Genomic DNA, 21,344 nt, shown 5'->3' with positions numbered 1-21,344 from the left:
CAATAAAATATCTAGTAGTAGGGATCATTATGAAAGGGGATTGAACTAGAATTTTGTAATAAATTCAATTACTAAAGGGGTGAGTGTGTTGGAAGGTTTTGGACTTATTATATTAATTTTAATTGGTGTTTTATTTGTCATTTTTGCAACAGCAAAGTTGAAATTGCATCCATTTATGTCCCTCTTGATAGCTGCATTTGGTATAGGAATTATTGCTGGATTACCTTTAGCTGATGTGGTAGAAGCAGTAAATGGTGGATTTGGCGGATTGATGGGGAGCATTGGTCTCGTAATTGTCTTTGGTACGATTATTGGAGTAATTCTAGAAAAATCAGGTGCTGCACTTCGAATGGCTGAAGTTGTATTACGGCTCGTCGGTGAAAAGAGGCCACAAATGTCAATGAGTCTTATTGGGGCAATCGTTAGTATTCCTGTTTTTTGTGATTCTGGTTATGTTATTTTATCCTCTTTGAAAAAAGCGTTAGCAAAAAAAGCTAAGGTTGCAGTAGCATCAATGGCGATTGCGTTATCAACTGGACTATTTGCAACGCATACACTGGTTCCGCCTACACCTGGTCCAATTGCGGCAGCAGGTAATATCGGGGCAGAAAATCATTTAGGAACCATCATTTTTATCGGTCTCATTGTAGCTATTCCAGCAATCATCGTTGGATACATCTGGGCAATGAAAGTGGGAACGAAGATTAAAGTGGAAGGAGAAGATGAAGAGGTACTAAATTATGATTATGATGAAATTGTAAAGGCATTTGGTGAAATGCCATCCACCTTTAAATCCTTCGCTCCAATAGTCGTCCCTATTGTATTAATCGCATTTAGTTCCGTTATAGCTTTTGCTGGTTGGTCTGGAGCGGTTTTTGAAGTTTTTACTTTCTTAGGATCGCCTGTTGTTGCGTTATTGGTTGGTGTCCTTTTAGCATTTTCTTTATTACCGAAGTATGATGAAGAAACACTATCTGGTTGGATAGGCATTGCATTAAAAGAAGCAGCACCAATATTACTAATAACTGGTGCTGGTGGTGCTTTTGGCCGCGTAATTAGTACTACTCCAGTAGCTGAATTTATTCAAGGATTTGGTGAGAATGTACTTTTTTCGGGAGCAATGTTCTTGATGATCCCATTCCTTATCGCTGCTGCATTAAAGTCAGCACAAGGGTCTTCAACTGCTGCACTCGTTATTACTTCAACTTTAGTGGCACCACTTTTAGTAGAACTTGGAATTACTGGTGCAATCCCTCTTGCTTTGGTCGTAATGGCAATTGGAGCAGGTGCAATGATTGTTTCTCATGTAAATGATAGTTATTTTTGGGTCGTAAAGGAATTTAGTGGGATGTCTGTAACACAAGCATACAAAGCACAAACTGCTGCAACTTTATTACAAGGAATTACCGCGTTTGTAGTGACGTTTATTTTGTGGTTGATATTGACTTAGCGGGAATATTAGCAAATCGTATTTTTCCGTCCTCTCACAACTTTTCGAAGGTGTGGGAATTTTTCTTTTAACCCGGTAATTTTAGTTTCATCTTCATAGGTGCTAGCTGGGTCTCACAGATTAATATCTGTCTTATAAACGATACGCCTTAAGCCTTAGTTTAAAATACTTTCTAAGGACGTTCACTGAAACGCAATTTTCGTGTATTCTTGTAGATAACAAGAGTAAGTTGAGAGGTGGATGATTATTAATGAAAAAGAATGTGATTATCGTTATGGTTGCGCTTATTGTTGTAGCTGCGTTTATTGTTAATTTTTTCCCATTTGGAAATGAAAAAACAAAAGAAATTGAGATTGATGATGAGGCATTTACAGGTGTAGAAATTGAGACCGAAAATACGAAGATTGAGATATTGCCAACAGATGCAGACTTTGCAAAGGCGGTACTATCAGGAGATAAGAGTAATAAGTATAAACTCGATGCGAATGTAAAGGGAGATACACTCCAAATAGTATTAGATGATCGGTGGTTTCAGTTTATTTCATTTGATTTTACTTTTTCCACGCCACTACTAACGGTATATCTCCCTGAGAAGGAATATGAAATCGTACAAGTGGAGACAGATAATGGAACGATTCAGGCAGACCAATTAGAGGCAAAAGAAGTGTCCGCCGAGTCGAATAATGGGAAAATTGAACTAAAAAATATAAAAAGCGAATGGCTCGATATTAATGTTGATAATGGGCAGGTTCTATTAGAAAATGTTGAAGGTGAAATTAATGGTAAATCAGATAATGGAAAGATTACGCTCATAACAGAATCCTTGGATAGGGACATTGCCTTAAAAACAGATAACGGGGAAATAAATATCCAAACAGAAAAAGAACCGACTAACGCCACGATTGATATTAAAGTTGATAATGGAAGGGTTTCTGTTTTTGGCGATTCCCTTTATGACACGATAATCGGTGATGGGGAGCATGTAATCGAGTTAAAAGCGGATAATGGATATATAGAGATAAAGTAGGGGGATAGGTGAAAGGCAAATGAGGTATGTGTAGCTAACAAGAAATTGTATATTGCAGGTAAGAAATAACTGTATTGATTTTTATACAGTTTTTCTTACCTGCATATTTAGTTTGTAAGGATTACAAAAATGATTTTATAAAACATTTACTAATTACTTTATAAAAAATACTTGAAATTATCTAAAAAATATATTAATATTTGAACTAGTTACAAAATTGGGCTAACCAGTTACCCATTAGCCCGCATTATAAGTTGGTGAAATCAAATGGAAGAAGAATCATTATTTACAAGTATAAAAACGGAAAGAATGTACGAGGTAATTGTCTCTCAAATTCACGAATTAATAAAAGCTGGTAAGTTAAAACCTGGTGATAGGCTACCAAGTGAGAGAAAACTAGCTGAAAGCTTGGAGTGTAGTCGTTCGTCATTAAGAGAAGCGTTTCGTGTATTAGAATCTGATGGATTGATTATTTCCAAGGCTGGGGGCGGGAGGTTTGTTCAAACAGTAAATGGAAATATGAAATTGGATTTTGACTTTAATTCTGTAAACGTTTTAGAAAAATCAGCTTTACTTCATTTTTTAGAAGCAAGAGAAGTACTTGAGCCAAAAATAGTGGAGTTAGCCATTCAACGTGCTTCAGATGAACAACTGGAGAAGTTAGCTAGAGTATTAGAGAATATGGATAAGGATCTAAGAAATCCAGTTGAAAATATAGACAATGATAGTATATTTCATCTTGGGCTTGCGGAATTAACTGGGAACTTTGTTTTTGTATCGATGATGGAAACAAACCTGAACATGATTAAAAAAATGCGGAAGAAAGTTTTAACTTCTCCAGATCGCCACCATTACGCCATGGAGGAGCATAAGCAAATTTTTGAAGCGATAAAAAGAGGAGATACAGTAGTAGCTGTTGAAAGAACTTTACATCACTTGCAAAACTTACGGAAGAATATAATGCAAAATTATTAAGCAACAACGGAGGGAATGTTTAAATGAGCCTGAGTATAGAGGGACCTTTAAATGGCATTCGCATCTTAGATGTGTCTACAGTTATAGCAGCACCGTTTGGGGCGACTTTATTAGGTGACTTTGGGGCAGAAGTTATTAAAATAGAGATGCCAAATAGGGGGGACTCACTAAGAAACATAGGACCCTTTAAAGAAGAAGAACCATTAAGATGGCCTGCGCTAGCACGTAATAAAAAGTCACTAACACTAGACCTTCATAAAGAAGAAGGTAAGAAAGTACTGAAAGAATTGATACGAAAATCAGACGTACTGATTGAAAATTTTAGACCAGGCACCCTAGAAAAGTGGGGTTTAGGTTATGAAGATTTAAAAAAGGAAAATCCAAATTTAATCATGACTAGGGTAACAGGATATGGTCAAACTGGTCCAAATTCTCCAAAAGCTGGTTTCGGAACACCTGCAACTGCATTTAGTGGTTTTACATACTTACACGGTTACCAAGACAGACCACCAATTAGTCCATCTTTCTCTCTAACTGATTATATTACGGGTATTTATGTTGCTTTCTCAACAATGACAGCGCTCTATTATAGAGATGTTAATGAAGAAGGCACAGGGCAATCGATTGATATTAGTCTATATGAGTCAGTATTTAGAATGCTCGAGTTCTTAGTAGCAGATTATGATCAAAATAAGATTATTAAAGAAAGAACTCCAGGATTAAGCGGACATTCTAGTCCAGCAGGAATTTTCCAAACAAAAGATGGACACTGGATGTCGCTGGTAACTAGTTCGGATACCACATTCGCTAGGTTAGCTGAAGCAATGGACCGTGAGGATATGTTAGTAGACAAACGCTATCATACAAATGTCGAAAGACTGAAACGGTTTGAAGAAACAAATGGGATTGTTGCTGATTGGATAAAACAATTTACGAAAGTTGAAATACAGAGAGTCTTAGATCAATATGGTGTACCAATAAGTCCAATATATAGCATTAAAGATATCTTTGAGGACGAACATTATAAAGCTCGTGAGAACATTGTAGAGGTGGAGCATCCTCGTCTAGGGAAATTCAAAATGCCAGGTGTTGTTCCTAAGTTTTCCAAGACGCCAGGATCCATTCGGAGCATTGGACCAGATTTAGGTGAGCATAATGATGAGATTTTAGAAGAGTTATTACAGTACAGCAAAGGAGAAATTAATGCATTAAAAGAAAGCGGTGTCATATAGGAGGAGAAGCATGATTTATCCACAAGAAGTCGTTGTTACTGAGGTTTGTCCTAGGGATGGATTTCAGAGTTTGCCAGAATTTATTCCGACTGAAGAAAAAGTAGAGATTGTAAATGAGTTAATGACATGTGGGTTCAAGCAAATTGAAATCACATCGTTCGTCCACCCTAAGGCAATACCACAACTTAGAGATTCCTCTGAATTATTATCTAAGATAAAGAGAAATTCAAATGTTAAATTAAGAGCACTAATTCCGAATTTAAAAGGGTTAGAAAGAGCAATTGATTCTGGTGTAGACAAAGTTAAATTAATGTTATCTGCAACAGATTCTCATAGCATTAGTAACGCAAATTGTAAGACCGCTGAGGCATTAAGAGGATTTGAACCAGTTATTTACAGAGCAAATGAAGAATCTATGAAAGCTACTGGTTCCATTTCTGTTGCTTTCGGATGCCCGTTTGAAGGGATGGTTCCTATTGAACGATTATTATCCATTACTGAGTGTTATGCGGAAATGGGTGTGAATGAAATATCACTAGCAGATACTGCTGGTATGGCAAATCCCGTATTAATTAAGAACGTCATCGAATCTTTGAAAAAAGAATTTACACAAATGAAATTTACACTTCACCTGCATAACACAAGAGGAATGGCATTTGCGAACGCAGTTGCGGGTTTAGAGGCTGGAGTTACTGATTTTGATAGCTCAGTTGCTGGTATTGGAGGATGTCCATATGTGCCGAATGGTAGTGGAAACATTGCATCTGAGGATCTTATACATGGATTTGAAGAGATGGGAATCCAAACAGGGGTTGACTTAGACAAAGTAATAGCAATTGGTAAGAAAATTAATTCTCAGTACCCAAATTTCTCAGATAGCTATGTACTGAAAGCAGGTAAAACTTCGGAGCTTAGCTTACCTCCAGCAAAACAACAGAAAGTTGGGGAAACAAATAATATATAAAATATTTTAATCTGAAAATCATTGAAGGAGAGATAATGATGTCAGCATTACAATTAAAAAATCATTCTCCATTGTTACCCGATGAAATCATTTCCAGAGCAAAAAAATTAAGTAGCACACTATTAAGTGATGCCATGAATGGTTCAGGAGCAATGGATTACCAAATTAAACCGTTAACAAAAGGTAGCTTCATGGTCGGCACAGCTATTACTTTAGAACTACAGCCGGGTGACAATCTTTATCTTCATCAAGCAATTTATTCTGGGCAAGAAGGATACGTTATTGTTGCTGATGGGCAAGACCATAAGGACAATGCGTATTTGGGGGAACTAATGGCTTTAGCAGCAGAAACAATTGGTGTAGAGGGGCTTGTAATTGATGGTCTAGTAAGGGATAAGAAAGTGTTAGAAGCATTAGAAATACCCATTTTTGCTAGAGGATTTGTACCAAGTGGTCCATATAAAGAGCAAAGAGGCATATTGAATGAAACGATCAATTGTGCAGGAGTGACGGTTAACCCAGGAGACTTAGTATTCGGTGACGAAGATGGCATTACTGTTGTCCCTTGTAATCTAATAGAAGAAGTTTTTGAGAGAGCAGAGAAAAAACTAGCATATGAGGTAAAAAGAATCGAAGTAATCAATGAATACCTTGAAAAGAAGGAAAGAGGGGAGTTCCCTGATAGCATTGAACCTTCATGGTTAAAAGAAAAAATCGAAACAGTGTAGAAAGAGGGGGAATTAGTTGAATATAAGTTTTATAGGTTATGGAGAAGCGGCATTTGAAATGTCTAAAGGTTTAAAACAAGTTGGAGTAAAAGCAATCGTTGCTTATGATCATATGATTAATGATCCTAACTTTCAAACAATACTTTATGAAAGAGCGAGAAAAGCAAGCGTTGACTTATCAGAATCAATTAAAGATACTGTGAAAAGTGCAGACGTATTGTTTGTTGCAGTCCCAGCAGATAAGGCTGCAGAAGTTAGTTTAGTGGTCAAAGATTATCTACCAGATGGAGTTCTTTATGTTGATGTATCTGCCTCAACACCTAGTACGCAAAAAACTATTGCAACCAATTTAAGCGAAACTGTTTTATTCGTAGATGCTTCAATGTTAGGCCCGCTAACAAAGTATCAACATAGAGTACCTATGCTAGTAAGTGGAAATGGAGCAGATTCTTTTATCAGTTATATGAGTAATTATGGTATGAATATCACAAAGGTTAGCGACAAACCTGGCGATGCATCAAGTATCAAACTAATTAGAAGCATCTTTATGAAAGGATTAGCAACAATTTCTTTTGAAACATTTGAAATTGCTAGGGAATTAAATGTTGAGGATTATGTATTAGCGTCTTTAAGTGAAACGATAGAAAATAGCTCATTAGAAGATACAATTAATCAATTAATTACTGGCACCTCAATTCATGCTGAAAGAAGGACAAAGGAATTAGAGGGATCGATAGAAATGCTTGATTCTTTAAATATTAATTCAACCTTATCAAATGCAATTAGAGAGAAATTAATGTTTGTTACAGAGCAAAATCTGAAGGAACAATTTAATGGGGAAAGACCCAAAGATTGGGTAACTGTTATTGATACGATGAAACAAAAGCAAGGTAGCTAAGACTTAAGAAGGAATAACGAATCAAATGTATACGATTACAAAAAATGGGAGGCTTTTAAATGAAAAAGTTAATGATGATTTTGGGTATTGCACTTGTATTATTCTTAGCAGCTTGTGGAGATGAATCAGCATCATCCAATGGTGGAGCAGAAGGATCAGATGGAGATTGGGTACCAGAAGGAAACATTGAGTTGGTAGCACCATCGGCAGCTGGTGGTGGCTGGGATACTACATCTAGAATGGTTGCGCAAGTATTAAATGAAGAGGGAATTACGGAAAGAAATGTTGGAGTAATTAACAAAGAAGGTGGAAGTGGATCAGTAGGTTGGGCGTATATTGCTGAGAGAAATGATCCACATAATATTTTTATTACAAACCCACAAATTGTTACTTCCCCATTATCAGGGATTGCTGAACTTGGTTGGGAAGATTTCACCCCTATTGCAAACGTTATAGCTGACTATGCTGCATTTGTAGTTCATGCTGATGCGGAGTGGAACGATTTAAACGAACTTATGGATGACATCAAAGCTAATCCTCAGGATGTTTCAGTTGTTGGTAATTCTGTAGCAGGTGGATTGGACCATCTGCAATTCTTAAAAATTGCTAAAGCAGCTGGTGTAGATCCTACTACTGTTAAATATGTTGCAACACAGGATGGTAGTGCAATGACTTCATTACTAAATGGAAATGTTGATGTATATTCAACTGGATTGGCTGAGGTAATAGAGCAAGTTAGAGCTGGAAATATAAAAGTTTTAGCCATTACTTCAGAGGAAAGAATTGAGGGGGATATTGTATCTGAATTCCCTACTGCTGTTGAACAAGGTATTGATGAAACATTTATTAACTGGCGTGGATTTATGGGACCAGGGGACATGGACCCCGCAGCCGTAGCCTATTATGAAGATAAATTTAAGCAAGTAAGTGACTCAGAAGCGTTTGCTGAAATTAGAGAACAATTTGGATGGTCAGAAGTATACATGGATAGCGAAGAGTTTAAAGCACATATTCAAAGTGAACATGACGCATACAGAGAACTACTGGAAGATTTAGGAATGTTAAAACAATAGGTTAAAAAGAGAGGAGATTAACCTGTGAAATTCACACTTAATAAAAAGTTGAGTACAGCTTTGTCCGTCATATCTATTGCATATTTAATCATGGCGTATCAGCTTCCAGAATATACACTCGTACCCGTTGACTCGGATGTCATACCTAAAATACTAGGTTATATTTTATTATTCTTATCTATCATTCTATTTTTCTTGAAGGATGAGGAGAAGAAGGAAGCATCTTTACCTAGAAAAGAGATTGGGATGTTGCTCGGAACTGCCGTGCTCATCCTCTTCTACATCTTTTTGCTTGAGATTGTTGGATTCATTATTATGACAACACTATTTATTTTTGTAAGCTCTCGCTTTTATGGCTACAAAAAATATATAACAAATGGTATTGTTTCTATTGGATTTTCTGTGGCAATGTATTTATTATTTAATGAACTTCTATTGGTTCGCCTGCCATCAGGGTGGCTACCATTATAGGGGAGGGTGAAGTATGGATTTCGGAGGTTTATTATTAGGATTTGAATTCGTGTTAAGTTTTCAAGGTATCTTTTTCGTATTTCTAGGCGTATTTATAGGTACATTGATAGGAATGATGCCAGGGCTTGGTCCAATTACTGCAATCGCCGTAATGATACCGATGACATATGGGATGGATCCAGTTATCGCAATCGTGCTTATGGCTGGTGTGTATTATGGAGCAGTTTTTGGTGGGTCATCAGCATCAATCCTATTAAACGCACCGGGTACATCTAGTACGGTCGTCACAGCATTTGATGGCTATCCAATGGCTCAAAAAGGTCAGGCAGGGAAAGCCTTAGCAATTGCGGCAATCGCATCCTTTGTTGGTGGAACAGTAGCAGTAATATTAACTATGCTTTTTGCTCCTCTAATGGCAAACGTTGCAGTATCATTTGGACCTGCTGAATATTTTGCATTGATGTTCATGGGATTACTGTTGATTACAACATTGTCAGAGGGTTCTACTACAAAAGCATTAATTTCAGCTGTGCTAGGATTTATGGCAGTGACAATTGGTACGGACGCTCAAACGGGAACAAGTCGCTTTACTTTTGGCTCGATGAATTTATTAGATGGAATTGATTTTCTTGTTGTTGCATTAGGGCTATTTGCACTTGCAGAAGTTTGTTTCCTCATTATTAATCGTAACAATAAGATGCAAAATACAGCTAACCTTGGTAGTTTACGTTTAAATAAGAAGGAATTGAAAGAAATGAGCGGTCCTATGAGCCGTCATTCTGTTCTGGGATTTATTATTGGAGTACTTCCAGGTGCTGGAGCAACAATGGCTTCTTTTATGAGTTATATTATGGAGAAGAAAATATCTAAAAATCCAGAGGAGTTTGGGAAAGGTTCGATTAAAGGGCTTGCTGCCCCTGAAACTTCGAATAATGCAGCTGCTACTGGATCGTTTGTACCATTACTAAGCTTGGGGATTCCTGGCTCAGGGACTACAGCTGTTATGCTAGCTGCACTATTGGTACTAGGTGTGAAGCCTGGTCCGTTATTAATTGAAGAAAGCCCGGAAATCTTCTGGGGGGTTATAGCTAGTATGTATTTAGGAAATATTTTCTTATTACTACTAAACCTACCTTTAATCCCGTATATATCAAAAATATTGCAGATTCCTAGACAGTTACTGATATCTCTTGTTGTCATGTTTTGTTTATTGGGAGTTTACACTGTTAGTTTTAGCACCTTTGATATGTTGATTTTATTGGTATTTGGAATCCTAGGGTATTTTATGAAATTGGTAAATATACCAGCAGCCCCATTTATTCTTGCGTTTATTTTAGGTGGAATGTTGGAACAGAATTTAAGACAAGCATTGACTATTTCAAATGGTAGCTTCGATATATTCTGGAATAGTCCAACAGCGATGGCGTTGTTTGCGATTTCTCTTCTTTCTTTTATCGTTCCGTTATTATTCCGTAAAAAGAAAATGAAGTAGATAAATACATTTTGTATTACATGAATAAATAGAGTCTTACATATCTCGGAGGTGTAAGACTCTAATACTATTCATGAATGTTTGTATATGTAGGTGTATAAAATGAAACTATATTCTTTCGTTATCCTTGTAACCTTATTCTCAACTGGAATGATGGGTACTAGAGTGGTTATTCCCCTTGTATCAAACGAATTGGGAGCCAGTACAATAGGTGTAGGACTGATTGTATCTTTATTCTCCATTCTACCGTTATTTTTTTCCATAATGATAGGGAAAATCATTGATAAAATGAATTTTAAGATCCCAATTTACATTAGTATTGTTTTGACTGGGATTGGACTAATCTTACCATTTGTTTTTCCTCACATAGTAAGTATTGTAATATCACAATTAATTTGCGGGGTTTCCCATACCATCTTTGCTCTTTCAGCACAACGGTTTGCAGGTATAGCATTTGGATTAGAAAAGAGAGACATAGCTATTGCTCAATTTAGTTTAGGTATGGCTTTAGGGAGTTTCATCGGACCTTTATTAGCTGGAGTTTTATCTGATATATTTAGTTATTATGCGGGCTTTGCTATTTTAGGTGTTATTAGCCTTTTATCTATTTTTCTTGTAATCAAGTTAAATAGTACTTCTAATGATTCAAGCAGAGCTAATAAGATTGATAATAATAATCCTTCCGTTCGAAACCTATTAAGGAACAAGCAATTACGGGCTGCGATTTTGATAAGTACAATTGTTTTGTTTGCAAAAGAAATCTTTATTGCCTATTTTCCGCTTCATGCTAATGAACTTGGTTATTCTTCGACCATGATAGGTTTCATCGTGGCCATTCATACGGTAGCTGCGATTCTTATTCGAGTGTTCCTTGGATACTTAATGGAACGTTATAAAGTAGGCAGGTTAGTTATGGTTTCTATTATTTACTCTGGAATTATATTAATTATATTCCCGTTTTTTGATCAAATCATTATGGTTACATTACTCTCGTTTTTATTAGGGCTTGGACTTGGCCTAGGTCAACCACTCTCCATAACGATGACTGTTCACTCATTAGATCCAAGCCATACTGGAGAAGGACTTGGACTAAGAATTACATTTAATAGGTTAACCCAAGTAATTGCACCAATTACTTTAGGGGGAATTGCCACTGTTATAGGAATGACTGGAGTTTTTTGGGTGACAGGAATTTTAATTTTGGGGTTACAAAGCTTACTAGTTACGAAAAAGTATTAATTTAATTATAGGGGTGTAGTTATGGTCGAAATAGAAATAGAGAAATTAAATAAATTAATGACAGATATTTTATTATCAAATGGGGTTAGTGAAGAAGAAGCTCCGGTTGTTGTAGATTCAATATTGGAAGCAGAAAGAAGCGGTGTGGAATCACATGGTGTATTAAGGCTGAAACCATATGTACAGCGTATAAAAGATGGCTTAGTGAATGCGAATCCAGATATAAAAATAGCAGTTGATAGGGATTCTATCATTGTAGTGGATGGTGATAATGGTCTTGGGCAGGTCGTTGCAGAAAAGACATTAGAAATTTGTTACGATCGACTAGAGAAGTCAAGCATTATGGTTGCAAGTGTGAGAAATAGTAATCATTTTGGAACATCTGGTTATTTTTCTAGAAAAGCAGCTGAAAAAGGGTACCTTGCCATGATTGCGTCGAATGCAAGTCCAACAATGGCACCATGGGGAGGGTTAGATCCATTACTTGGTACAAATCCAATTGCAATGTCTTTTCCTATTGTTGAAAATAGTAATTTCACATTAGATATGGCAACAAGTGCTACAGCAAAAGGGAAAATCCGTACTTTTGAAAGAAAAGGAATAGATATGCCAACCGGTTATGCATTGGATAAGGACGGATACGATACGACTGATCCAAAAGCAGCATTGGATGGAGGAACAATACTTCCGTTAGGGCAACATAAAGGGTATGGATTATCCATGTTTGTTGATGTGCTTTGTGCTGGGTTGAGTGCAGCTTCATTAAGTTATGAAACTGATTCAATGTTTAACTCAAATAATATAGCAAATATTGGGCATTTCTTTTTATTAATAAAGATTGATGACATCGTGCAACGGGAGCAATTCGACAATAGAATGCAAGAATGGATTAATACTATTAAAAGTTCTGAAACACGCCCAGGATTTGAAGAAATATATATTCCTGGTGAAATTGAGAATAACAAATTAAGTAACCAAGAAGAAACAATTTTTATTCATGAAAAAACTTACAAAGAATTATTGGATATGTCAAATGGAATTAGTGTGAAATAAAAACTAGTTGAAACATCATCTAAATTATATAGTAGTTTTTGGTGACGTTCTTTTAAATACTAGATCTTCAATAATTATTTTCAATAATTTTAGAGAAACTAGAATCATAATCTAGTTTCTCTATAGGTCCATTCAGGCACCTGGCAAAGTAGTCATCGGTGAATCCGACCAACCTTTAATCATAGGCAATACATTCTGAATTGGAATACTAAATCCAATGGCTCCTACATCAGATGCAGCTGAATTAATTCCAAGTACCTCTCCTGATTCACTGTGAACCAGTGGACCTCCACTATTTCCTGGAGCAATTGGTGCTGAAATTTGATACACATCTTCATAATGGTATGGGGGAAGCTCTAAATCTCGATCAATCCCACTTATTATTCCAGTTGTTACGGTATTATCAAGACCTAAAGGATTCCCAAGAGCAAGTACTTCATCACCAATTTCTGCCTTCTCCGTTCGTATTGGTAAAGGATCCTGTCCGTGAAGCCCGTCAACCCTTACGACTGCAACATCAATATCGGTACTTATTCCGATAACAACCCCATCAAAGGTGCGTTCATCAGAGGTAATGATATTGACATCTTTTGCACCAGCAACAACATGTGCGTTTGTAATAACATCTCCCTTGTCATTATATAAAAAACCAGATCCAAATGAGCCATCTGCTAATTCAATTTTTACTACTTTTTTCTGTGCTTCTTCAATCACATCTTTGAGTTGCATGGAGGAATCTACTTCCGTCTCTGCTTCGTCTGTTTCAGTAGGAATCACTTCACTAGCTAAGATTCTGGAAGGCTCATCAAGTTTTTCAGTTATATGTTCCTGTATAAAAAAGAACACAAGTGCACCTGCACAGCAAATAACTATGGTAGTAATAATGCTTAACACCCAACGTTTATTCATCGTTTTCACCTTCTTTCTATTATTATTCATCGAAATACCATGTAATATTGTAGATTTCTACTGTTACCTCTTGATTGACGTCTTCAATTAATCCAGTGAAATACCCTTCGTCACCAGGTTCTAATGTATAAGGGTCAATATAAACGAATCCCTCAAAAAGGAATTGACCATTTGCATCGTATACAGCATAGAAGGCAGTTAGTGAATAGATGGGGATTGTTGCAGTACTGATAAGGCTACCTTCAAATGAAACATCACCATTTTCATTTAGTTCGGCAGTGAAGGATGTAAGCTCTACTGCTGCAGTTCGATTATGCAAATCTTCCTGATCTGACTTTTCTTGAGCTTCTTCAAAAGCAAGCTTATCTTCCTCAACTTGCGCTTTTCGTTCAAGTAGTTGTTCGTCATTTGTTTTATAACTTAAGCCTTTATTAATTGTATCCAATGCCTCAGCAAATTCACTATTTGCAAGCTGTTCTGTTACCAAATCATTTGTAATTTGTACAATTTTATCCAAAATTTGTGTTTTGATTTCGTCAACTTCGCTTGAAGATAATGATTCAAGAGTACTTAGCCTGTTTGCTAGCGCATCAACGGTTGAAAGACTATCTATTTCCAGTTTTATCTTCCCTATCGTAATTGTTTCTTCCTCTACAACAATTTGATCACGGAAAGATTCAAAGAGAGCTCCTGTTTCCGTTTCGGATTGTTCTTTAAGTACAGAAAGTTCATCATCAGCTTTATCAAATTCTTGGTCTGAAACTAACTTTTGTACATGATTGAGTTGATTGGAAAAAGCCTGGGCGCGCTCGATTTCTTCTAGGTTATCCGATAAAACCTCATAGTCAGCCCTTATATCTAATGCTTCACTTAGTGTTTCAATTGCTTCCCCGAAATTTCCTTCTAAGGCAGCATCCTCTGCAATTTGTTGTAATTCTAGAACCTTATCATTCTTACTTTGTTCATTGAAATAATAAAAAGTTAAGACAATACAAACAACAAGGAAGCTTACAATCGGGATGATGATTGGCAATTTGGATATGATAGGGCTTGTTTTGCTTACTGGTGGGGTATTATTCTGAAGTGGTGATTCGTTGACTGCTTGTTTATGTTGTGCGGAATTGCTATTCTCTTGCTCCGTTGAATTCTGCTGTTCTACTTTTTCCCCGCAATTCGTACAAAAACTTGTTCCCTCATGAAGTGTTTCTCCGCAATGATGACAAAACAATAAAGTCATCCTCCTTAAAAATTATATTTAGACTTCTCGCATTTAAATTCACAACATCATCTTATTCTATTTGTAAAATCTAAAATGGTGACTGGAGGGAATTAGGAACGGAAATGATTGGTTAAAGTACAGTATATAGAGTGGACAAAATGATTATGTCTAAGTGCCTGGACCTTAAATAATTTGAAACCTTTTGTATGTTTGTCCCGTATTGTATGTAGTAGAGATGAAAGTGCGGTGACTTCATGGATTTTCTATTACTTATATTGTTTGTGGGTATTGTTTTATTCTTCTTGTGTAGGTTTTTAATTGTGATGGTGAATTTGAAACAGGGCATCTTATTACCAACAACGGTTGAAGAAATAGCTGTTATTCGTAAGTACCCACAAAAGATTGTAAACTTGCCTACCTATTCGGAAAATAAGGTAGGGATCATTGTCTATATTTTGGTGCTTCTTTATATGGTCTCGATGCTTGTTTAAGGATATCTTTACGTGGATTTTCCCTTGATGTTATTTTTATTAATTACGATCCCAATGTTTCACCTGTCTAACCTCCTAAATATATTTGCGGTAGTAGAGGGCGGGATAATTTTTGGTGCGAGATTTGTGCCATGGAGGAAAATAAAATCATTTGAATTTGTTCGAATTGATGTGAAGCATAACTATTATGGGTTTACGAGTGAAGTGAATGATCAATATGAATTGAAGGTAAAAACAAGCTTTCGAACCTTGAGCAGTATTATTACTTCAGAAGAGATAAAAGGAAGAATTAGTAATATAGTAGAAGAACATAAGCAAATGGGTTAGTAGTAGAAAATTACCTTCTGAATAGAAAAAGAAATGGCTTCAGCATATTGCTGTGGCCATTTTATCTATGCAGCTAGATAGCAAAGGTTTGTATGAGATAACGTTCGATAAATACAGCAAGACCGTCACGTTCATGGTGACCTGTAACAAAGTCAGCAACAGCTTTCACTTCTGGTTCTGCATTCGCCATGGCAACACCAGTTCCGGCATGACGAAGCATTTGTATATCGTTTGGTCCATCTCCAAATGTTACTACATTAGCAGGGTTTATCTGATAAAGCTTGAGTATTGATTGAATGGCAGCCCATTTTGAAACCCCGCGTGCGACGATTTCAAACCCATCATTCCAATTAATTATATCAGCCTCTTCTATAAATAATTCTGAAAGTTCTGACTCACGAGAACCTGTCTTGATAGAATATTTTAATACGTCCTGATAGTTTGCTTGGCTTAAATCACCAACATATCGAGGAGGTACCTGGCCTTCTTTAATCCATCCGTCAATTTCTACATTTATTTGATTGCAATATAGTCCAGTAGCAGTGTGTACGACAATATCACAAGGTACTTGACTCGTAACAACGTGAAGTCGATCTTTATCCAAGGAGATAGGTTTTATTTGAATTGCTTTTCCAGTTAAACCATCGTGTATGGAAGCTCCGTTTAAACAAATCATTGGAGTTGTAAGTCCTAATGCACGATGATATGGAACTGTAATTTCATACTGGCGCCCTGTAGCGAGAAAAACGTGGACACCTTGATTAATTAGCTCATATATTGCCTCTGCATTGCGCCTAGAAATCTCGTTAGAGGTCGTTAGCAATGTGCCATCCATATCGATAAATGCCGCTCGAACATTCACTTTTTTGTGCCTCCCTATGTTTGATACTCTAAGTGTACCAGCATAATGTAAAGTTCGTTTTAAAACAATGTATGGTTTCAATAAATTTTCATAGGACATTGGTATGAAATAAATTTTCTTATGAGGTGGAATATAAGGATGGGGAAGAACATTGTTTTTCTAGCTTTAAGAGACAAAAAAGCCAAAGGATTGCTCCCATGGCCTTTAACTACTATTGTATGATAGCAATAATACCTCTTTCATCATCTAAGTCTAACTTGATTCCTGCAAAAGGGTCTATATTTAGAAATTCATCAAGCCACATACGCAGGGCCTCAATCAGATTAGCTGTTATAAGCACTTGCTTACGACCTGCCCAAAATACTTCCGCAGAAAATCCAGTATCGTCATCATACATTAATTCTACTTCAACTTCTTCTGGATTCATTTGTTTTTTTCGGGATGTATAAATACAAAGTGCGTTAATAATATCTTGTTCTGGAATAATTAACTGCTCCATGGGTTTGTATCCTCTTGTTTCTTATTCTTGAAGTGGGTATAGATTTTACGAATGATCACAATCAGTAACACAATGGCAAAGATGTTCACTGCCATACCTAACATAGAACCTAGAATACCCAAGTTTCCTAATAGACCACCAAATAGTAATCCAGCTAGTCCACCTAACATAAGACCTTTCATAAGGCCACTCGACATAAATCCACCTTTTTTATCGGTGCCTGTTGTAGATTTATTATTCGTAACAGAGTCTTTTTTGTTGTTTTGGAAGAAAGAACTGTTATTGGTACTGTTATTGTTGTTATTGTAGTTAAAACCTTTCTTCCCTGACTTATAGGACTTTGCTTCAACTGTTGTTGAGTGATCTTGGAAAATAAAACCCCCCATTGGTGCAAATATAAGTGTTGCTGTAAGTAATGCTGCAAATAAATTTTTCAATTTCCTTATCCTCTCTTTGTTCTACTATTCTAGGTTGAAAGTCTATTATACTATAATTTTAATATTTTTATTATGTTGTAGTCCTTTTTTAGTAAAATAGAAGTTTTCCTTTAGGTTCTAAAAATGTTCAAATCTTACCGGGTAACAATATAGCGTTTCATGATAAACTTGGTTTTGAATATGTGTAAATTTAATTGGCTAAAACTGAGGAAGGATGGATAATTTATGAACAAAAAATATTCCCTAATGATTGGTTTTGTTGCAATTATAATTGTGGCATATCTGTTTGTGGTAAACACTAGTAATGCACCTGAAGTAGTTGAAGCAACAGACATTAAAGAAAGGGTGCAGGATTACAGTGAAGGAAACAGCACCTCAGAGTCCGCGTCAATTACCTCAGAACAACTTATCGTAACAGATTCTGATGAAAACGAGACCACCTATGAATTACCTGAAGAAGAATTCTTTGTTTCGATTGCACCTTTCGAGGAAACAACACATCCCTGTGCAATCCATAGCTTGACTGGATGTCAGGGTGAGATGGTGAATGAAACGTTTGATATTTACATTGAGGATATGAAAGGAAATGTAATTGTGGATGATACAGTGGAATCTCAGGCAAATGGTTTTATCGATTTATGGGTTCCACGTGACCAAACATATAACGTAAAAATTTCACATGGTGGGAAGACTGCAGACTCAACGTTTTCCACATTTGAAAATGATAATACATGCATTACAACTATTCAGCTGACAGAACGTAATGAAGCGTAAGTGGGTAGATAGCTGGTGAAAGGCCCATGCATAGGAAGATAATGACAAAATTCGTCTAATGTTAGGCGAGTTTTTGTTATAATGAGCGTAGGTGATTAAAGGTTAATTCTGTAGACTACATAAGAATTTTTTTAAAAAGGAGGATTATATGATGAAAAGCAATCGAAAAATGTTAATGGTAATGTTTGCTATCGTATTTGTACTTTTATTAGCAGCTTGTGAAAACGCGTCTGAAGAGTGGAGTACAACGTTCGGAAACCAGTCACAGAATAACAATTTATCTCAAGATGCTAACGACGATTCCGAATCTTCAAATGTGGCTTCGTCAGTAAATGCTACAAATACGGACAACGCCAATGCTAGCAGCCTAGATGCAGATAATAATGTTACGAGCGAAGAAATGGATACATCAATCAATGCTCAAGCGAAAGATGAAGACTTGGCTATTAATAATGCTACAGTGGTTTTGAAGGAAGAGTATCTCGAGAAATTAAATAATACTAAAAAAGAATTGGAAGAAGTGCAAGCAGAAGATTCATCAACATACGCTATGAAAAAAGTAGCAGGGGATAGATATGATGTTTGGGATGAATTGTTGAATGATGTTTATGGAGTTTTAATGGAGCAACTTTCAACTGAAGAGATGGACCAATTGAGAAAAGAACAACGGAATTGGATAAAGGATAGAGATGATACTGCCAAAGCGGCCTCTCTTAAGTATGAAGGTGGTACGCAGGAACACTTAGAATATGTGACCGTATTGGCAAATCTTACAGAAGAAAGATGCTATGAATTAGTTGAGGATTATATGAATGAACATTTCATTCCTGTTGTACAATTTTACGGGACAAAATAGGGGGGACTGAAAATGGATATAGAACAAAAACTGTATCAAACAGCAAAAAATCTTATAGAAAAAAGGTATCCTACTGGTTGGGGTGGAGCGGCAGCAATGTACACAGCTAATGGAGCAATTTTAACAAGTGTTGCACCAGAGGTAATAAATGCTTCTACAGAGCTATGTATAGAAACAGGAGCGATTTTGGAAGCGCATAAGTTAAATACGAAAATTACTCATTCCATTTGTGTTGTAAGAGATGATGAAAATGAAGATTTTAAAGTATTGACACCTTGTGGGGTTTGCCAAGAAAGATTCTTTTACTGGGGTAATGATGTAAGAGTCGCAGTGACTAATGAAGAGAAACAATTACTATTTAAAACATTGGAAGAAGTTCAGCCATATCATTGGTACCAAGCATATAAAGATAAATGACAGACAACACATTCTGGAGGGATACATAGGTGGGGGAGAATATAGAATTCATAGAGTTTTACTGTAATGACTCTGATATGGATGAAATTGCAGAATTATATTGTAAGACATTTTTAGCTAAAGATTATTCACGAAAAGAAAAGCAACTCGCCATACAGAACATAACCAAACACGCAAATTATAAAGGTTTTAAAGGTCTTAAAGCGAAAGATGGCAAAGGGAATATTGTGGGGTTTTCATATGGCTATACAAGTGTACCAGAACAGTTTTATAGACAAAAAATTGCAGAACAGTTGTCGGAAACGGAATGTAAGACTTGGTTATATAACAGTTTTGAATTTGTAGAATTAGCTGTAAGTCCATATTTTAGACGTCTTGGAATTGCAAGTAAATTACACGATATGTTAATAGAGAATATTGATCATAGAACGACTGTATTAACGACTAGAATAGATAATAATCCGGCGATTAATTTATATAGAAAAAAAGGATGGAAATTGATTAAAAACAACGCTCCAGTTATTTCAGAAAATAATTTGCAAGTAATATTGGGGAAAGAAATAAACTAATATATAGGTATACCAGCTTAATTAGCTAAATTTCCTTAAAGAACAGAGGATGTATGTCTAATTGAAGGCATTAATCATCAATAAAAACAGAGGCTGGGCGATAAGTAAAACCATGCGCACTAAAGAAGAACGACTATAGGATAGAAAGCTAAGATTGTTTTCTTGCTATTATTAAATATTAATTTATAGTTGATATAAAGTGTGGACGTATTTAATTCAGTATAGTGTGAAGTACGTCGTTCCGGAAACACACTTCGCTTTCCGCAGGCGGCTGATGAGCCCCCTTCGTGCTGACGCACTACGGTGTCTCATCTAGGCCTTTCCTCCTGCAGGAGTCTACGTGTGTTTCCTCCACTAGGTTGAACTTACTAACCATTATCTCCTTTGATACGGAAAGTCAAAAAGCATAGTATTACTTCACTAGTCTGGGTGAGTGTAGGGCGGTGACTCCTGCGGGAATAGCACGTGTCGGAAGACCCCGGAAGAAGCGTTCTGTGCTTCTGAGGAGGTTGAGGCCGTGCCCGCGGAAAGCATCCGCCCGGAGCGATCCCAGACGGCGAGATGTGCTCCGATTTAAGATAATCTGAATTAAGTTAGTTTGGAGTTTATACAAAATCCAAAGTAATTTGAAATGTAATGGGAAGTTTTGAAGCATCGTTCGTATGTTGCTTTAGTAAGGATATTTTTTCCCGGACTCTTTTTTTGTTTTATTGTAGTTACTTGTGATGACCTCAAGTAAAAGTTTTATCTCACGCATTAATTATTTTCAGCCAATCTTCCCAACGGTCCATCTTCATTAATTATATCTTGAATATCATATACGGAAATCGGGAACATTGGGAACCCAAACGCATAGGCGGTTAATTCATATAGTTGGAAATAAATTACGAGTGTTTTGTCTGCAACATAGAAGTCTTGGTCTGGTTTTATTATCGTAAAATCATCAAGAAGAGCAATTTCACGTTGTTTGATTTGTCTTTTTATGATCGCTGATAATCTTTCTCTGTAATTACTGTTCGGTTTGAACAGGTCTTCTAGTTCACTTTTCTTTCCTTTTTCCAAATCAAATGTCAATGCATTGATATACGTCATCCCGTGAGCAGCATGGTAGTGATACGTATAGTTAGTGAGTGTTAGACTTAATACATTACGCTGATTATTCTTCAGTTCATACGTACCTAGCATTTCTACCACTGTTGAGGGCATATCTTCAATTTGCTGATTAATTAATGTTTGAACCTCATGTATAATGGCGTGATTAATATTTCTTTGTAATGTATGGTTATCCATATGAAATGCTTGCGGATAGTAGATATTTTTATTAACCCCACCGTTATGCTCCAAGGTTTGAATCGAAACAGGTAATGAAATAGGCAATTTTC

24 protein-coding genes are annotated in these 21,344 nt (G+C 36.4%); 18 read left to right on the top strand and 6 right to left on the bottom strand.

From position 1 onward, the window contains the following. Positions 1 to 88 precede the first annotated feature (88 nt). From D8M05_RS09750 to D8M05_RS09695, 12 genes are all read left to right on the top strand, one after another. Entirely contained in the window at positions 89 to 1,450 is a 1,362-nt protein-coding gene (locus D8M05_RS09750) for a GntP family permease (RefSeq protein ID WP_121131271.1), read from the top strand. A 250-nt stretch (positions 1,451 to 1,700) separates the two neighbouring features. Further along, entirely contained in the window at positions 1,701 to 2,477 is a 777-nt protein-coding gene (locus D8M05_RS09745; RefSeq protein WP_121131269.1) for a DUF4097 family beta strand repeat-containing protein, read from the top strand. A gap of 267 nt (positions 2,478 to 2,744) precedes the next feature. Beyond that, positions 2,745 to 3,452: a FadR/GntR family transcriptional regulator gene (locus D8M05_RS09740; RefSeq protein ID WP_121131267.1), complete on the top strand. Its 708-nt coding sequence runs from the start codon at positions 2,745 to 2,747 to the stop codon at positions 3,450 to 3,452. Positions 3,453 to 3,475: 23 nt separating this feature from the next. Then, positions 3,476 to 4,684, top strand: a complete 1,209-nt coding sequence (locus D8M05_RS09735; RefSeq protein ID WP_121131265.1) for a CaiB/BaiF CoA transferase family protein — start codon at positions 3,476 to 3,478, stop codon at positions 4,682 to 4,684. A gap of 10 nt (positions 4,685 to 4,694) precedes the next feature. Next, the gene (locus tag D8M05_RS09730) at positions 4,695 to 5,648 is read left to right on the top strand and encodes a hydroxymethylglutaryl-CoA lyase (RefSeq protein WP_121131263.1); all 954 of its coding nucleotides are present in this window, start codon (positions 4,695 to 4,697) and stop codon (positions 5,646 to 5,648) included. Between the two features lie 38 nt (positions 5,649 to 5,686). After that, complete coding sequence (locus D8M05_RS09725; protein ID WP_121131261.1) at positions 5,687 to 6,376, top strand: RraA family protein; 690 nt, start codon at positions 5,687 to 5,689, stop codon at positions 6,374 to 6,376. Positions 6,377 to 6,392: 16 nt separating this feature from the next. After that, complete coding sequence (locus D8M05_RS09720) at positions 6,393 to 7,274, top strand: DUF1932 domain-containing protein (RefSeq protein ID WP_121131259.1); 882 nt, start codon at positions 6,393 to 6,395, stop codon at positions 7,272 to 7,274. A gap of 59 nt (positions 7,275 to 7,333) precedes the next feature. After that, a complete protein-coding gene (locus tag D8M05_RS09715; RefSeq protein ID WP_121131258.1) occupies positions 7,334 to 8,347 on the top strand; it encodes a tripartite tricarboxylate transporter substrate binding protein in 1,014 nt (337 codons plus the stop codon). Between the two features lie 24 nt (positions 8,348 to 8,371). After that, positions 8,372 to 8,818, top strand: a complete 447-nt coding sequence (locus D8M05_RS09710; RefSeq protein ID WP_121131257.1) for a tripartite tricarboxylate transporter TctB family protein — start codon at positions 8,372 to 8,374, stop codon at positions 8,816 to 8,818. A 13-nt stretch (positions 8,819 to 8,831) separates the two neighbouring features. Beyond that, positions 8,832 to 10,310 carry a tripartite tricarboxylate transporter permease gene (locus tag D8M05_RS09705; protein WP_121131256.1) on the top strand — a complete coding sequence of 493 codons (1,479 nt, stop codon included), beginning with the start codon at positions 8,832 to 8,834 and terminating at the stop codon, positions 10,308 to 10,310. Between the two features lie 102 nt (positions 10,311 to 10,412). Then, positions 10,413 to 11,549 (top strand): MFS transporter, encoded by a 1,137-nt coding sequence (locus D8M05_RS09700; protein ID WP_121131255.1) that lies wholly within the window; start codon positions 10,413 to 10,415, stop codon positions 11,547 to 11,549. A 21-nt stretch (positions 11,550 to 11,570) separates the two neighbouring features. After that, positions 11,571 to 12,602, top strand: a complete 1,032-nt coding sequence (locus D8M05_RS09695; RefSeq protein ID WP_121131254.1) for an Ldh family oxidoreductase — start codon at positions 11,571 to 11,573, stop codon at positions 12,600 to 12,602. 132 nt (positions 12,603 to 12,734) lie between these two features. On the opposite strand, the gene D8M05_RS09690 is transcribed toward D8M05_RS09695, so the two are convergent. Both D8M05_RS09690 and D8M05_RS09685 read right to left on the bottom strand, forming a co-directional pair. Then, a complete protein-coding gene (locus tag D8M05_RS09690; RefSeq protein WP_121131253.1) occupies positions 12,735 to 13,511 on the bottom strand; it encodes a S1C family serine protease in 777 nt (258 codons plus the stop codon). 22 nt (positions 13,512 to 13,533) lie between these two features. Then, a complete protein-coding gene (locus tag D8M05_RS09685) occupies positions 13,534 to 14,739 on the bottom strand; it encodes a zinc ribbon domain-containing protein (protein WP_121131251.1) in 1,206 nt (401 codons plus the stop codon). Between the two features lie 311 nt (positions 14,740 to 15,050). On the opposite strand from D8M05_RS09685, the gene D8M05_RS20180 reads away from it, so the two are divergent. Next, positions 15,051 to 15,221, top strand: coding sequence for a hypothetical protein (locus tag D8M05_RS20180; protein WP_183072759.1), 171 nt, complete (start codon positions 15,051 to 15,053; stop codon positions 15,219 to 15,221). 27 nt (positions 15,222 to 15,248) lie between these two features. Further along, complete coding sequence (locus tag D8M05_RS09675) at positions 15,249 to 15,548, top strand: hypothetical protein (protein ID WP_147405172.1); 300 nt, start codon at positions 15,249 to 15,251, stop codon at positions 15,546 to 15,548. A 73-nt stretch (positions 15,549 to 15,621) separates the two neighbouring features. Here D8M05_RS09675 and D8M05_RS09670 read toward each other — a convergent pair whose 3' ends face one another. The 3 genes from D8M05_RS09670 to D8M05_RS09660 all read right to left on the bottom strand — a co-directional run bounded on the left by D8M05_RS09670 (position 15,622) and on the right by D8M05_RS09660 (position 17,346). After that, the gene (locus tag D8M05_RS09670; protein ID WP_121131245.1) at positions 15,622 to 16,410 is read right to left on the bottom strand and encodes an HAD family hydrolase; all 789 of its coding nucleotides are present in this window, start codon (positions 16,408 to 16,410) and stop codon (positions 15,622 to 15,624) included. Between the two features lie 211 nt (positions 16,411 to 16,621). Beyond that, complete coding sequence (locus tag D8M05_RS09665) at positions 16,622 to 16,909, bottom strand: YxcD family protein (protein ID WP_121131243.1); 288 nt, start codon at positions 16,907 to 16,909, stop codon at positions 16,622 to 16,624. After that, complete coding sequence (locus D8M05_RS09660) at positions 16,897 to 17,346, bottom strand: hypothetical protein (protein WP_183072758.1); 450 nt, start codon at positions 17,344 to 17,346, stop codon at positions 16,897 to 16,899. The genes D8M05_RS09665 and D8M05_RS09660 overlap by 13 nt, the downstream gene beginning before the upstream one ends. A gap of 225 nt (positions 17,347 to 17,571) precedes the next feature. On the opposite strand from D8M05_RS09660, the gene D8M05_RS09655 reads away from it, so the two are divergent. The 4 genes from D8M05_RS09655 (at position 17,572) to D8M05_RS09640 (ending at position 19,962) form a co-directional block, all read left to right on the top strand. Next, the gene (locus D8M05_RS09655) at positions 17,572 to 18,120 is read left to right on the top strand and encodes a CueP family metal-binding protein (RefSeq protein WP_121131241.1); all 549 of its coding nucleotides are present in this window, start codon (positions 17,572 to 17,574) and stop codon (positions 18,118 to 18,120) included. Positions 18,121 to 18,268: 148 nt separating this feature from the next. After that, positions 18,269 to 18,976 carry a lysozyme inhibitor LprI family protein gene (locus D8M05_RS09650; protein WP_342772254.1) on the top strand — a complete coding sequence of 236 codons (708 nt, stop codon included), beginning with the start codon at positions 18,269 to 18,271 and terminating at the stop codon, positions 18,974 to 18,976. 12 nt (positions 18,977 to 18,988) lie between these two features. Then, complete coding sequence (locus D8M05_RS09645; protein WP_121131237.1) at positions 18,989 to 19,393, top strand: cytidine deaminase; 405 nt, start codon at positions 18,989 to 18,991, stop codon at positions 19,391 to 19,393. A gap of 29 nt (positions 19,394 to 19,422) precedes the next feature. Beyond that, complete coding sequence (locus tag D8M05_RS09640; RefSeq protein WP_121131235.1) at positions 19,423 to 19,962, top strand: GNAT family N-acetyltransferase; 540 nt, start codon at positions 19,423 to 19,425, stop codon at positions 19,960 to 19,962. Positions 19,963 to 20,718: 756 nt separating this feature from the next. Here the strand turns inward: D8M05_RS09640 and D8M05_RS09635 are convergent. Continuing rightward, positions 20,719 to 21,339, bottom strand: coding sequence for a DUF3298 and DUF4163 domain-containing protein (locus tag D8M05_RS09635; RefSeq protein ID WP_245985280.1), 621 nt, complete (start codon positions 21,337 to 21,339; stop codon positions 20,719 to 20,721). Between the last annotated feature and the right edge of the window lie 5 nt (positions 21,340 to 21,344).

The organism is Oceanobacillus bengalensis (assembly GCF_003628445.1).
Lineage (GTDB): Bacteria > Bacillota > Bacilli > Bacillales > Amphibacillaceae > Oceanobacillus > Oceanobacillus bengalensis.
The sequence above is the reverse complement of the archived record's forward strand: the minus strand, read 5'-3'. Positions and strand labels throughout refer to the sequence as shown.